The organism is Puia sp. (genome assembly GCF_035546395.1).
In the GTDB taxonomy this organism is placed as follows: Bacteria; Bacteroidota; Bacteroidia; order Chitinophagales; family Chitinophagaceae; genus Puia.
This window is the reverse complement of sequence record NZ_DASZXR010000006.1, coordinates 396,538-408,987: the sequence shown is the minus strand read 5'-3', so window position 1 is coordinate 408,987 and position 12,450 is coordinate 396,538. Positions and strand designations below refer to the sequence as shown.

Sequence of the window (12,450 nt, the reverse complement as noted above, 5' to 3'; positions counted from 1 at the left end):
ATTAAGTTGATCAATTAGAATCCGACATTCAGGGCGAACTGATAGGACCGGAGGTTCGGCGTGCCGTAATAGTCCACACCGGTGAAGGCCCCGATCCTTTGACCCGATAGGTTGTTGCCCTGTTCGTCATAGGCGCCGGTATTCTCCGGATCGAGACCGCTGTATTTTGTGAATGTGAGCAGGTTACGCCCTGAGGCGGTGATCGTCAGCCGTTTGATGGCCTTCGTACCGGTAACATACCGGGACAGGTCATAGCTGATGGATACGTCTTTGAGGCGGATATAGGAGCCATTCTCGATGAACGGAGAGACGGGCAGACCGACATTGTAAATGGAGTTATAATAATTGACGAAGGACCCGGTCTGTCCCTGGATGGTGATCTTTTTGTCCAGGTCCCTGGATTCCCCGCCCTGGCCGCCGGTTCCGCCTACCGGTCTGTAGAGCCACTGTTTGGTGACATTGTAGATGCTGTTGCCGTGGATCCAGTCGAACTGGAAGGAAAGGCTCAGTTTGTTGAAGAAGGTGAACCGGTTGGTCAATGAAGAGGTGAAGTCCGGATAGGCGTGACCAACGGCGGAGAGATTGTTTGTTGGCGTATACTGCACGTAGTTATCGCTGTTGAGCACCACCATCCCTGTGCTGGTAACCGAGTAGTTGCCCTGCTGCGCAACGGGGATGAGGGGTGTCTTGCCATCCGGTCCGAGCTGGTTGACGGAGTGCAAGGGGGTTTGCACATAGAACAGTCCCAGGGGCTTGCCTTGTTTCAGGGCGAAGGCGAAGTCGACAACATCCTGGCCATTGGCGATCTTGTTCACGATGGCACGGCTGTATCCCCAGCGGGCGCTGATATCCCAGGTGATGGTATGACCCTTGTATATACTGGCGTCGAGCGAGAAGTCGACCCCATGGGAGGTAATGGTGGTGAGGTTGTCCAGGCGGGTGGAGTAGCCGGTGGAAGGCGCTACCTGGGCGTTCTGATACGCATCTTTTGTCTTACGGTTCCAGTAGCTGACGTTGACCAGCAATCGCGGCAGCCATTCACCATTAAAGGGAGCGACGGTGAAGTCGGTGCCGACCTCCAGCTCGTAGTTGATGGCCAGCTTGAGGCTGTCATTTGTCGCCTGAGACGGGTTGCCGATGGCTACTCCCGTGCCGAGGGTGACCGGGGTGAGTGTGAGTTGGCGGTCGTAGGGTGCGGGTTGGACGCCTGCTGCGCCATAGGCTCCGCGGACTTTCCAGTCTTTTAGCCATCCCTGCTGCCCTTCCATGAGCTCAGACGGCCGGAAATAGACGGTTCCGCGAGGGAAGGTAGCTGCCTTGTAAGCGGCACCGAAAGCGCTGCCATAGTCGGAGCGGACGCCGGCGGAAATCCCGAAGAGGTTACCCCAATCGATGGTCTGGTTGATCAGGTAGCCGTATGTTATCGTCGATTGGTAGAAATCGCCGGCGGTCTTGGTTGTCGCAATGCCTATCGAGGGCGGCGGATAGGATGGTAGCCCGATACCTTCCCCGTAGTACTGTCTTTCCGAGAACTTGCGGTAATCGTAGGCGAACTCGGTGGTTGTCGTGATCGGAAGATTGGAGTGAAAATCTTTTTCGAAGTCGGTACGGACGAAGGCAGAATATAATCCGTTTTGGAAGACGTTCGTGGTGTTCTCGTTCAAAAGTGCGCCCTGTCCGCTGGGTCCCCAATAGGTATTGAATTTGATGTATTGGAGGTTTGCGCTTTGATTTTGATAGTAATTCTTGAAATCGTCATTGTTGTAGTCAATTCCGTATTTGGCATCCAGTTCCACGAAACGCGGGAACTTATAATCCACATCGAAGTTTTGGAAGATATCGAGCGTATGGTGGTTCTGGTGGTGCCATTCGTTCTCCGACAGGGTATTATATCCGCCGGAAGAATTGTTTGTTTTGAAGGGATAGTGACCCGTCGAGTCCCGCCAATTGAAATCGATGAAGTTATAGGCCGTCAGCATATTGAACCGGTTGCCGTTGAGGAGATTCTGGTAGCCGGCGATCGCCTGGGTGATCGTCCGGAAGGTGAACCCTTTAAAGGGATGGATGCCGAGGTTGACGCTGAAATTGGTACGGTCGAACTGATTGCTCAGCACGTCCTGCTGGTTGAGCTCGGAGGCGCCGATGGCATAATCTGCCGTTTGGGTGCCACCTGTGATATTGACTGAGTTCGTGAAGGTCAGGGCCTGGCGGAATCCCTGTTTCAGGTGATCGTAGGTGGGAATGTCATAGGTCTTGTCATTTGTAAGGAAGGCGTTGGCGGGGGCGGTTGCGATAGGCACCTGGGGGTCGCTCCAGATTCCGGTTGCATCCTTCGCGACGAGGTGGCCGGCGGCGTCCAGGAGGTTGTTATTGGCATCCGTCACGAAGTGGTGGTGGTTGCTGAGGAGATTGTGGTTGCCCTTGAGGATATTGTCAACGCTGACCTTAGAGTTGAAGGTGATGGCCATTTTGCCATTGAGCGCACCTTTCTTCGTGAACACCTGGATGACCCCGTTGGCGCCCTGGGCGCCGTAGAGCATGCCGCCGGCGGGGCCCTTTACGACTTCGATGTGGTCTACGGTGGAGGGGTCAAGGTTGTTGATATTGTTGGCGGAATTCATCTGCACACCGTCGACCAGGATCAGCGGATTGGTATTGTCCAGGCTGTTGACGGCCCGAAGGATGATATTGAAGTTGGCGCCGGGTGTTCCGCTGGTCTGCTGGATGCTGGCTCCTGCGATCTGGCCGTCGAGGGCCTGCTGGACGTTGGTGGTGACGCTAGGGGCGAAATCTTTTGAAGATACGGTTGCCACGTCGATGGGCACCTTCTTTCTGCTGGTGGCGACGCCGACGCCGGTTACCACGACATCGGACAGTGCTTTTGATTCGGGATTAAGGGTGATCCGGAGCTGGTCTCTTGCTTCCACTTCCAGGGCTTCGTACCCGACATAGCTGATGATGAGCCTGGTTTTTGGCCGAACCTGGAGGGAGAAGGTGCCATCCTCTTTCGACGTGGTAGCGGTTCGGGCATTTTTTACCAGGATGGTGGCGCCTGCGATGGAGGCCCCTTTTTCGTCTGTGACTTTTCCAGTGACAGTGATTGCCGTTTGGGCTGTTCCTTGCGCACAGGCAAATAGAATAGCCGCGGCTGCAATTAGCAGTCGTCTCATAAGCGTGTTTTGGTTGATGATGTGTTAAGGTCTCCGGGAAGGTAGCGGAAACTGGATGATATTTTTTTGCAGCGGAGACTAAAATTTAACAAAGGGATACACTAATAAAACGCGTAGTTGAAGAAAAGCAGGATATTTGTCAAAACTGCTTATTACACATGAAGAAGCTTCTCGTTATTGCGTTGTTAATGGGAGTCGTGTACAGTGGACACGCTCAAACCACAATTGTTCGTGATCCGGAAATAGAGGCGATGGTTAAGGAAGTGAATGCGGACAGTCTGCAATCTTATATTCGATCGATGGTTGCTTTCGGAACAAGGAGCACTGTTAGTTCGGTGACCGATAAGAAAAAGGGGATCGGAGCTGCGCGCAACTGGGTGCTTAGCCAATTTCAGCGATGGGCGGCTGCTTCGGGCGGAAGGTTGACGGCATTTGTGGATACGACGACCTACCCGGCGGATGGCCGGCGGGTGAAGGAGCCGATCAATTTGGGGAATACCGTAGCCACGCTGAAGGGGACTGACCCTAATGACAACCGGATCTTTCTGATCAGCGGGCACCTGGACAGCCGGCGGACGGATGTGATGGATGGAGTTAACGACGCGCCGGGGGCCAATGATGATGGCAGCGGGAGTGCGGCTGTTATGGAGTGTGTGCGGGTGATGAGCAGACATTCATTTCCCGCGACCATCGTCTTTGTGACGGTGAGTGGGGAGGAGCAGGGTTTGCTGGGCGCCAATTATATGGCCAAGAAGGCAAAGGCTGCCAACTGGAATATCGAGGCGGTGCTGAACAATGATATCATGGGCAGCAATAACAGTAACGAAACGAACATCATCAATAATACCCAGGTCAGGGTCTTTAGCGAGGGGCTTCCGGCGTATGAGCTGGACAAGCAAGCCAGGAATATCCGGCAGCTGGGTTTGGAGAATGACGGGAAGGCGAGGCAGCTTGCGCGATATGTAAAAGAGGTGGGGGAGCGATATGTGGATAACCTGGAGGTGATGCTGATCTATCGCAATGACCGATTTTTGCGGGGCGGGGATCATACTCCTTATGTCGAGAACGGGTATGCGGCGGTACGGATCACGGAGATGAACGAGAACTACAACCACCAGCACCAGGATGTCCGGACGGAGAAAGGGGTTGTTTATGGCGATCTGCCGGAATTTATGGATTTTGAATACCTGCGAAAGAATACGGCCATGAATCTGGCCAACCTGGCCAACCTGGCGAAGTCCCCTTCGATGCCGCAGGAGGTGAAGGTGGAGGTGCGGAATCTTACCAATGGGACCCAGCTGTCCTGGAAGGCGCCGGCCGCAGGGAAGCCTAAGGGGTATTATGTATTGCTGCGGGAGACGACGAGCCCGGTTTGGCAGCGGAAATTCTTTGTTGCGGGTACGGAGGCGAATTTACCTTATTCCAAGGATAACTATTTTTTTGGGGTTCAGGCGGTGTCGGAGGGGGGAAATGAGGGGCTTCCGGTGGTGCCCACTCCTGGAAGATAACGGCCCTGTACGGGGTATTGGAAAAGTAGCCCGCGGGCCGTTACGCTAATGATGGGCCCTCGGCCGGCCGGCCCGTGGCCGTCCCTGAATGTAACCTTTTATAGGGATGGTGCGTCATAAGGATTTAACCATTGCCTAATGCTACGCAACTACTTCAAAACGGCGTTGCGGAACCTTTGGAAGAACAAGGGGTTTTCCGCCATTAACATTGTCGGGCTGGCCATTGGCCTGGCAACCTGTCTGCTGATCCTCATCTTTGTCATGGATGAGCTGAGCTATGATCGCTTCAATGCCAACGCCGACCGGATCTATCGATTGGATGGGGAGATCAAGTTCGGCGGGAATCATTTTATCCTGGCGGTGGCACCGGCTCCTGCCGGGCCGACCATTTTGAGGGAATATCCGGAGGTTGTGAAGGAGGTTCGTTTCCGGAATAACGGCGGGAGGTTGGTGAAGAAGGGGAATCAGAATATCAAGGAGGAGTCGGTGATCATGGTGGATTCCACGCTTTTTGATGTTTTTTCGCTGCCGATGATCGCCGGTGATCCGCATACCGCGCTGAAGGAGTCGCGGAGTGTGGTGCTGACGGAGAAGATGGCCAGGAAGTATTTTGACGGGACGAATATCGTGGGGCGGACGTTGCTGATCAATGATTCGGTGCCGTATAAGGTTACGGGAGTGATCAGGGATCTGCCGGCGCAATCACATTTTCATTTTGACTTTTTTCTTTCCCTGACCGAGTCGGAGGAGGCTAAACGCACTGATGATGGGTGGCTGAGCAACAATTTCAATACCTATCTCGTGTTGCGGCCGGGGACGGATGTAAAGAAATTCGAGGCGAAGATGAACCAGGGGATCCTTGTGAACCATGTCGCCCCGTTGATCCATGCGGCGGTGAATATCACGATGGCGGATTTCGAAAAATCGGGGAACCTGGTGCGTTTTGGACTAACGCCGCTAACCTCGATCCATTTACACAGTAATAAGACGGCCGAGCTGGATGCCAATGGGGATATCAAATACGTCTATATTTTTTCGGCGATCGCGGCTTTTATTCTCTCGATCGCGTGTGTGAATTTTATGAACCTGTCGACGGCCCGAAGCGCCAACCGGGCCAAGGAGGTGGGTATCCGGAAGGTGCTTGGATCGTTGCGGGGAAACCTTATCTCGCAGTTTATTATGGAGTCTGTGCTGATCAGTGGTTTTGCGATGGTTCTTGCTTTGGGTCTTGCTTATTTATTGCTGCCTGTTTTCAACGTGCTTTCCGCCAAGCATATGGAGATCGGGCTTTTCTCCCGCCCCTGGCTGCTGCCTTCGATGGTTCTGCTGGTGCTGGTTGTCGGGCTATTGGCGGGCAGTTATCCGGCCTTTTTCCTTTCGGCCTTCCGCCCGATCCTTGTTTTGAAGGGAAACGTTGCGGCGGGCTTCAAGACCAGCTGGCTGCGTAATTCGCTGGTGGTGTTCCAATTCGGCATCTCTATCTTTTTGATCGTCGGTACGGCCGTTATTTACCGGCAGCTGGACTTTATCCATAACCGGGAGCTGGGCTTTAACCGTGACCAGGTGATGATCGTCCACAATCCTTATGTCATGGGCGACCAGTCAAGGACTTTCAAGGACAAACTGCTTAATCTGCCGGGTGTGCAGGGGGCGACGCTGACGGGATATTTGCCCACCTCGGACAACCGGAATGACGACGCCATTTTCCTGTCGCCTGACCTGGACATCAAGAAATCGATCAGCATGCAGACCTGGCCGGTGGACGATCAGTATATCCCGGTGTTGGGCATGAAGATGGCAGAGGGGAGGAATTTCTCGAAGGAATTCCTTACCGATTCGAATGCGGTGATCGTGAATGAAGCGGCGGTAAGGCTGATGCAGGGACAGAAACCGCTGGAGTCGAAGCTGTATGAGATCGACGATATCAAGACGAAGAAGACGAAAGAGTATCATATCATCGGGGTGGTAAAGGATTTTAATTTCAATTCGCTCCGGGAGAATGTCACGCCGGTGGTATTGTTCCTGCGGCGGGACTATGGGCAATTGGCGTTGCGGGTGGGTACGAAGAATATCCATCTATTAGCCGGACAGATCGAGAATGAGTGGCGGAAGATGGCGCCGTCGCAACCGTTCGCCTATAGCTTTATGGACGACGAGTTCAATAATATCTACCGGACCGAGCAGCGGATGGGTGGGATCTCGCTTTCTTTTTCGTTGCTGGCCATTTTTATTGCCTGTCTGGGTTTGTTTGGGTTAACGGCCTATGCGGCGGAGCAAAGGACGCGGGAGATCGGTATCCGGAAGGTGCTGGGTGCGTCGGTGACGGGGATCATCCGCTTGTTGTCGAGGGACTTTTTGCGGTTGGTGGTGATCTCGGCGGTGATCTCGTTCCCGCTGGCCTGGTGGGCCATGCATACCTGGCTGCAGGATTTTGCCTACCGGATCACGATCGGCTGGGAGATATTTGCGGTGGCGGCGGTGATCGCGGTGGGCATTGCTTTGTTGACGGTGAGTTTCCAGGCCGTGAGGGCGGCGTTGGCGAATCCGGTGAAGAGTTTAAGATCAGAGTAGGTTACTTGGCGAACAACTGGCTGATGTCCTGGAAGGCTTTAAACTCGAGGGCGTTGCCGGAGGGGTCGAGGAAGAACATGGTTGCCTGTTCGCCGGGGAGGCCTTTGAACCGGATATAGGGTTCGATCACGAACTTTATTCCTTTTGCCTTCAGGCGGCGCTCGAGCTGGTGCCAGTCTTCCCAATCCAATACTACGCCATAGTGCGGGACGGGAACATCGTGGCCATCGACGGGGTTATGATGGAGGCCTTCCGCTGCGGCGGGTTTTGGCTTGAGATGGATGACGAACTGATGGCCGAACAGATCGAAGTCGACCCATTGGTCGCTGCTTCTGCCTTCTTCGCAGCCCAGAACGTCGCGATAAAATGCCCGGGTCTCGACGAGATCATAAACGGGGACTGCTACGTGGAAAGGAGTGATCTTTTTCATGTGGCCGAAAATACGATGGAATCCCCTATCTTAATGGGCAAATTTTAGCTATGACCAGGTGTTTTTTACCGGCATTGCTGCTTTGTATCGGACTTAGCGGCGTGGCGCAGAAGAGGATCGTTGTATATCAATCCGATTTCGGGCTGAAGGATGGGGCGGTGTCGGAGATGAAGGGGGTGGCGATGGGCGTTTCGCCCGATCTGAAGCTGTTCGATGTGACGCACGAGATCCCCGCCTATAATATCTGGGAGGCGGCTTACCGGTTGCAGCAGACGGTGCCTTACTGGCCGGCGGGAACGGTGTTTGTGTCGGTGGTGGACCCGGGTGTGGGAACATCGAGGAAGTCGGTGGTGTTGCTGACAAAGACCGGTCAATATATCGTGACGCCGGACAACGGCACGCTGACGTTGATCGCCGAATCGTTGGGTATTGCCGCGATCCGGGAGATCGATGAGGCGGTGAACCGGCGGCAGGATTCCAAAAAATCTTACACTTTTCATGGGCGCGATGTGTATTCGTATACGGGGGCGAGGTTGGCGGCGGGGGTGATCTCCTTTGAGCAGGTCGGGCCGATGCTGCCGAAGCAGGAAGTAGTGTCGATCGCCTATCAGCATGCGGTGATGGAGGGAACGGTGATCAGGGGGACGATCCCGGTGCTGGATGTTCAATTCGGGAATGTATGGACGAATATACCGGGCGAGCTGTTCCGGCAATTGGGGGTGAAATTCGGCGAGACGATCGAGGTGCGGGTGCTACATGGGGGTCGCGAAGTATACCGGGGGGATATGCCTTATTCGGCAACGTTTGGGGCGGTCGATCCGGGGAAACCCCTGGCTTATCTCAACAGCCTGCTGCAATTATCCTTTGCTTTGAACCAGGGCAATTTTGCGGCTAAACACGGGATCGGCAGTGGCGGGGACTGGACTGTGGAAGTCAGGAAGAAATCATAGATAAAGTTGGACCATGTGCCGCCAATAACGGGCTTTGTGGGATTCTCCGTCCCAGAGGTGGAGCGCGTTCCAGATACCTTTGTCCCAGAGAGCGTTGCTGATGGATTTGTTGTTGTCGAGAAAGACGTCTTTTTCGCCGACGACGAAGATGATCTCCATGGCTTTGAGCTGGCTGATCAATTCGGGATTGTTGAGGTTGGGGATGAATCGGCCGGGCATATTGAAGTAGATGTTCTCGTCGATATAGCCGTCGAAGAGATCGTCAAAATGCTCCATGGTGGTAGTGAGGTCATAGCGGCCGCTGAGACCGACCATTTTGTGAAAGAGGGTGGGATATTTAAAGGCGAGGTTGGCGGCGTGATAGGCGCCGAGGCTGCAGCCGGCGGCGACGAGTGTCGGATGGGAGTTCAGGCTTCTAACGAGCGGCAGGACTTCCTGCAGGAGGTATCTTTCATATTCGAGATGGCGGGTGATGCGTTGGGCGGGATGCAGGTCTTTTGAGTAGAAGCTTTCCCGGTCGATGCTGTCCAGGCAGAAGACCTGGAGAAAGCCCGATTCGATTTTTTTTCGCAGTGCGTCGATGACCTGCCAGTCCTCGTAGTCATAGAAGCGAGCCGTGCGGGTTGGGAAAAAAAGTACGGGGTCGCCGGCATGGCCGAAGACCAGCAGCTCCATGTCTCTTCCGAGATGGTTGCTGTTCCATTTGTAGTATTCTCTTTTCATGTGGTCCTCGCCGATAGGTATTGCCAAATGATCTCTTTCCATAAAGCATAGCCTTTGTCGTTGATGTGCAGTCCATCGGGGTCCAGAAATTCCCGTTTCGGATAGCCGGCGTTGTCGGTCATCCGGTTGTATATATTTATGAAGTACAGGTTGTTGGCCTGCCGTTTTATTTCTTCAGCGATGATCTTATTGGTATAGCGGATGCTATCGACGATGTTCCAGCGGGTGATGCTGGGCTTGATGGAGATGAATGCGAGGGGAATGTCGCCGAAGCGCTGGCGGGTGCGTGTCACCAGCTGTTGGAAGAAGATGAACACCTCTTCCGGATGACGCCCGTCACCGAGGTCGTTGTCACCGGCGTAGACGATGATCTGTTCGGGATTGAACGGGGAAACGAGGCGATCGAAGAACCAATCGCAGGCTGCGAGCGTGGAGCCGCCGAAACCCAGGTTCACGGGGTGGTAGCCTGCGAAGTCCTCGTTCAGGCTTTCCCAAAGCCGAATGGAGGAGCTGCCGTAGAAGAGCAGTTTGGGTTCGTAGGTGAGGGCTGCTCTTTCCTGTTCCAGTCTTTGCACTTCGTTTTCGTACCAGACCATAGAAGGGGTTTGCTTATCAAATATAAGCTATCGGGGCGAGAACCCTTTCCATGGGCGAATTGGTAAACTTAAGATAACAGGGATGCGGCGGATAGGGGACCGAGCAGGGATCGGCGCAGGCGGACCCTGAGACCGGCGATGATTGTCGTTGTCATAGAAAAATTTGATCGGTTTGAATGGACCGTATTTGTGTTGTTCCGTGGAGAAACTGTCTGCATAGGGGCCGAAGGGATGATCAACCGGTTTACGGGTGATGTCGGGCCAGTCTTTTGGGAAGGTTTTTTGCGGACGGGGACGGCTGTTGATAAAGGCGGCGACATCCCATGCCTCTTCATCAGACAGTGGCGGGGTATCTTTTGTACGATCGAAGGGCATATTCTCTTTTACATAGCCTGCCAGGCGGCTGAGCCGGTAGAGCCCGGCGCCGGTGTTGAAGCTGTTCTCGCCCCAAAGTGGCGGGTATGTATAACCGGTACTGTCGGCGTTTGGCGTGCCGGCGCCCTTGGCACCGTGACAGCGCTGACAGCTGGCCTGGTATATGGAGCGGCCTCTTTCCGGATCCGCGGCGCGGTTAAGGAAGGGAAGATCCCTAATGCCTGTGCCTTTGGGTTTTGTTCCTTTTGGGACGTTTTGCCCGAGCCATTTCATATAGGCGAGGATGGCGGCCATTTCCCGGCCGGCGGTGTCGAGGGGTTGACCGTTAAGACTTCTTTGGAGGCAGTCGTTGATCCGGCGGCATATGGTTTCCAATGACCCGCTGCGGTCCCGGTATTTCGGATAGGTGGAGAATACGCCGCCATAATTGTTCCCCCAATTCTTTGTGCCGGCTTCGAGGTGGCAGTTTTGGCAATTCATGCCGTTGGAGATAGCGGCTTTCTTTCCCTTAGGGCCGAGATAGCGGGAGGTATTGGCAATCAAATCCCGGCCGTACCGGATGAGCCTGCCTTCATCCGTGGCCGGGATCTGAGCCGTATCGGGCGGGTGCCAGACAAAGTCTTTTTTTACTCCGGTGTTACAGGAGCAGGCTATCACCAGAAGAATGGCGTACACCTTTGTCCCTATCGGCGACATATCCTAGCCGGCGAAGATGTAGTTGCAGCCGTGTTCCTGGGCGCGGCCGAGAGCCCATACGCCGGAGGGCATGGGCTGTACACCGGGGAGCAGGCCGGACAGCCAATCTTTTTTTACATCCGCGGGATCGGCTCCGGCTGCCAGGGCCGCGCTGTACACCGTTATTGCCATATCGCAAACGCAGAACATCACACCGCTGTCCTGCAGCTGATTGATGCCGATGTCCACGTTGCCGAGGCCGGGGATCGAGAAATCTCCGGTAGCGGGTTTCCAGAATGGGTTACGGGTGCTGGGGGCTTTTGTTTTCGGATCGTTGATCTTGAATACTTCGCCGAATTTATATTTTGACCAGATGCGATCTTCGAAGGCATAAGGGATGCCTTCGTGACGGAGGACCACCACGACATTCGTTTCCTTTTCGGGTGTGCCGGTGGCGGCATTGGTCAGCAGGAATACTTTGGGCCATGCGAAGGGCATAAGCTCATTTGGACGGGGTACGTCGAGGACCATGCGATGTTTGCCTTTGAGCTGGCTGAACCAGGCATCGGGGTCGGCGGAGGGGGAAGCGGGGTTGGTTGCCGGGGATGCGGACAGGGTGAAGGGGAGGTTCAGTGCTGTGAGGGCGGCGGCGCCGGCGGCTATTTTGCCGAGGAACTGGCGCCGGGGTGCATTCAATTCGGAAGGAGGGCGTTGCATAGATCGTTTTCCCGCAAAAATAGGGTGGCCCGGAGGGGCCGTCAATCGCATGATGATGCTGTTTACAGGATATTATCGCGGAGGGCTTTGGAGACGGCTTCGCGGCCGCAGTTGACATGGAGCTTGGAGTAGATGTTTCGGATGTGGCCGCGGACCGTGTCAAGGCTGATGTGGCATTGGCTGGCGATCATTTTATAGCTATAGCCTTTTACGAGGTATTTGAGCACTTCTTTTTCGCGTTCGGAGAGATGGTATTGAAGGCGGCCCGGGTTGGCGGGCCGGAAGAACTGAAGCACTTTCTTTGCGATGACGGGTGAGAGTGGGGCTCCGCCGTGGAGTACGTTCTCGATGGCTTCGAGCAGGTGGACGAAGGAGGTGTTCTTGAGGATATAGCCGTTGGCGCCGCCGCAGAGGCATTTGAACAGGCGATCGTCGTCTTCCAGCACGGTGTGCATGATGATGAAGGTCTCGGGCCGGTGTTCCTTTATAATGCGGAGGCCTTCGATGCCGTCCACTCCGGGCATGTCGATGTCCATGATCACCACGTCGGGTTGATGTTGCCGGACGACGTCCGCCGCCCGGGCGCAATTCTCATAGTCGCCGCAGACGGCGTACCCTTCTACGCCGCTTAGCAGTACGGTCAGCGTTTCGCGGAGCCGGGAGTTGTCTTCGAAGATGGCGATAGTGGTGGCCATAATGGGGGTTAAAATTAGCCGCGGAGGATCGATTGTCAAT

10 protein-coding genes are annotated in these 12,450 nt (G+C 54.7%); 3 read left to right on the top strand and 7 right to left on the bottom strand.

Features of this window, described 5'->3' with window-relative positions; genetic code table 11:
- Positions 1-14: 14 nt before the first annotated feature.
- Complete coding sequence (locus VHE34_RS07960) at positions 15-3,170, bottom strand: SusC/RagA family TonB-linked outer membrane protein (protein ID WP_325586489.1); 3,156 nt, start codon at positions 3,168-3,170, stop codon at positions 15-17.
- Between the two features lie 158 nt (positions 3,171-3,328).
- Between VHE34_RS07960 and VHE34_RS07955 the strand changes: the two genes are divergently transcribed.
- Both VHE34_RS07955 and VHE34_RS07950 read left to right on the top strand, forming a co-directional pair.
- A complete protein-coding gene (locus VHE34_RS07955; RefSeq protein WP_325586487.1) occupies positions 3,329-4,678 on the top strand; it encodes a M20/M25/M40 family metallo-hydrolase in 1,350 nt (449 codons plus the stop codon).
- A 138-nt stretch (positions 4,679-4,816) separates the two neighbouring features.
- Positions 4,817-7,249, top strand: a complete 2,433-nt coding sequence (locus VHE34_RS07950; protein ID WP_325586484.1) for an ABC transporter permease — start codon at positions 4,817-4,819, stop codon at positions 7,247-7,249.
- 1 nt (position 7,250) lies between these two features.
- Here the strand turns inward: VHE34_RS07950 and VHE34_RS07945 are convergent, their stop codons facing one another.
- Complete coding sequence (locus VHE34_RS07945) at positions 7,251-7,679, bottom strand: VOC family protein (protein ID WP_325586482.1); 429 nt, start codon at positions 7,677-7,679, stop codon at positions 7,251-7,253.
- A 50-nt stretch (positions 7,680-7,729) separates the two neighbouring features.
- Here VHE34_RS07945 and VHE34_RS07940 point away from each other — a divergent pair, with 50 nt between their 5' ends.
- Positions 7,730-8,629 (top strand): S-adenosyl-l-methionine hydroxide adenosyltransferase family protein, encoded by a 900-nt coding sequence (locus VHE34_RS07940; RefSeq protein WP_325586480.1) that lies wholly within the window; start codon positions 7,730-7,732, stop codon positions 8,627-8,629.
- On the opposite strand, the gene VHE34_RS07935 is transcribed toward VHE34_RS07940, so the two are convergent.
- The 5 genes from VHE34_RS07935 to VHE34_RS07915 all read right to left on the bottom strand — a co-directional run bounded on the left by VHE34_RS07935 (position 8,624) and on the right by VHE34_RS07915 (position 12,410).
- The gene (locus VHE34_RS07935) at positions 8,624-9,352 is read right to left on the bottom strand and encodes an esterase family protein (RefSeq protein WP_325586478.1); all 729 of its coding nucleotides are present in this window, start codon (positions 9,350-9,352) and stop codon (positions 8,624-8,626) included. The genes VHE34_RS07940 and VHE34_RS07935 overlap by 6 nt on opposite strands.
- Positions 9,349-9,948 (bottom strand): GDSL-type esterase/lipase family protein, encoded by a 600-nt coding sequence (locus VHE34_RS07930; RefSeq protein ID WP_325586476.1) that lies wholly within the window; start codon positions 9,946-9,948, stop codon positions 9,349-9,351. Before VHE34_RS07930 ends, VHE34_RS07935 begins: the two co-directional genes overlap by 4 nt.
- A gap of 27 nt (positions 9,949-9,975) precedes the next feature.
- Positions 9,976-11,019 (bottom strand): c-type cytochrome, encoded by a 1,044-nt coding sequence (locus tag VHE34_RS07925; RefSeq protein ID WP_325586474.1) that lies wholly within the window; start codon positions 11,017-11,019, stop codon positions 9,976-9,978.
- Between the two features lie 3 nt (positions 11,020-11,022).
- Positions 11,023-11,715: a twin-arginine translocation signal domain-containing protein gene (locus tag VHE34_RS07920; protein ID WP_325586472.1), complete on the bottom strand. Its 693-nt coding sequence runs from the start codon at positions 11,713-11,715 to the stop codon at positions 11,023-11,025.
- Positions 11,716-11,777: 62 nt separating this feature from the next.
- On the bottom strand, positions 11,778-12,410 hold the full coding sequence (locus VHE34_RS07915) for a response regulator transcription factor (protein WP_325586470.1): 633 nt from the start codon (positions 12,408-12,410) through the stop codon (positions 11,778-11,780).
- Positions 12,411-12,450: the final 40 nt, after the last annotated feature.

Bases quoted from the DNA above. Each gene is read 5' to 3' on its own strand.
- VHE34_RS07955 (WP_325586487.1), top strand. From the start codon at position 3,329: ATGAAGAAGCTTCTCGTTATTGCGTTGTTAATGGGAGTCGTGTACAGT.
- VHE34_RS07935 (WP_325586478.1), bottom strand. From the start codon at position 9,352: ATGAAAAGAGAATACTACAAATGGAACAGCAACCATCTCGGAAGAGAC.
- VHE34_RS07960 (WP_325586489.1), bottom strand. From the start codon at position 3,170: ATGAGACGACTGCTAATTGCAGCCGCGGCTATTCTATTTGCCTGTGCG.
- VHE34_RS07925 (WP_325586474.1), bottom strand. From the start codon at position 11,019: ATGTCGCCGATAGGGACAAAGGTGTACGCCATTCTTCTGGTGATAGCC.
- VHE34_RS07950 (WP_325586484.1), top strand. From the start codon at position 4,817: ATGCTACGCAACTACTTCAAAACGGCGTTGCGGAACCTTTGGAAGAAC.
- VHE34_RS07920 (WP_325586472.1), bottom strand. From the start codon at position 11,715: ATGCAACGCCCTCCTTCCGAATTGAATGCACCCCGGCGCCAGTTCCTC.
- VHE34_RS07915 (WP_325586470.1), bottom strand. From the start codon at position 12,410: ATGGCCACCACTATCGCCATCTTCGAAGACAACTCCCGGCTCCGCGAA.
- VHE34_RS07945 (WP_325586482.1), bottom strand. From the start codon at position 7,679: ATGAAAAAGATCACTCCTTTCCACGTAGCAGTCCCCGTTTATGATCTC.
- VHE34_RS07930 (WP_325586476.1), bottom strand. From the start codon at position 9,948: ATGGTCTGGTACGAAAACGAAGTGCAAAGACTGGAACAGGAAAGAGCA.
- VHE34_RS07940 (WP_325586480.1), top strand. From the start codon at position 7,730: ATGACCAGGTGTTTTTTACCGGCATTGCTGCTTTGTATCGGACTTAGC.